The sequence below is a fragment of the Desulfurellaceae bacterium genome (genome assembly GCA_021296095.1).
In the GTDB taxonomy this organism is placed as follows: Bacteria; Desulfobacterota; Binatia; order Bin18; family Bin18; genus JAAXHF01.
Genome location: JAGWBB010000079.1, coordinates 18,719 through 19,198, shown reverse-complemented (window position 1 = coordinate 19,198; position 480 = coordinate 18,719). Strand labels below are relative to the sequence as shown.

The window sequence follows — 480 nt, the reverse complement described above, 5'->3', positions numbered from 1 at the left end:
CGTTCTGGTCGAAGACGGAGCGGTGGCCGGGGTTGACGTGCGCGGCTCCGCCCCGGGTACCCGCGAGACCGACCTGCTGCGGCCGACCGGTCTGGTTGACCGGGTTCACGCCGTGGTGCTGGCCGGGGGCAGCGCCTTTGGCCTGGCCGCCGCCAGCGGGGTCGTCCACTACCTCGAAGAACGCGGCATCGGTTTTGTCACCCCGGCGGCAAAAGTGCCGATCGTTCCGGCCGCCATCCTGTACGACCTGGGCGTTGGCGACGCCAGCGTCCGCCCCACCGCCGAGTGCGGCTACCGGGCGGCCCAGGCGGCCACCAGCGGCCCGGTGGTCGAGGGCAATGTCGGCGCCGGGGCCGGGGCAACCGTCGGCAAGCTGGCCGGCGCCGGGCGTGCCATGAAGTCCGGTCTGGGCACCGCGTCCGTCAGCCTGGCGGACGGCCTGACGGTTGCCGCGCTGGTAGCGGTCAACGCATTGGGCGA

General features: G+C 73.5%; 1 protein-coding gene. It reads left to right on the top strand.

Annotated features, from left to right (window positions below; all coding sequences use genetic code 11):
- Window positions 1-480: P1 family peptidase (locus J4F42_17250; GenBank protein MCE2487264.1), on the top strand; the 480-nt coding region annotated here is incomplete at both ends.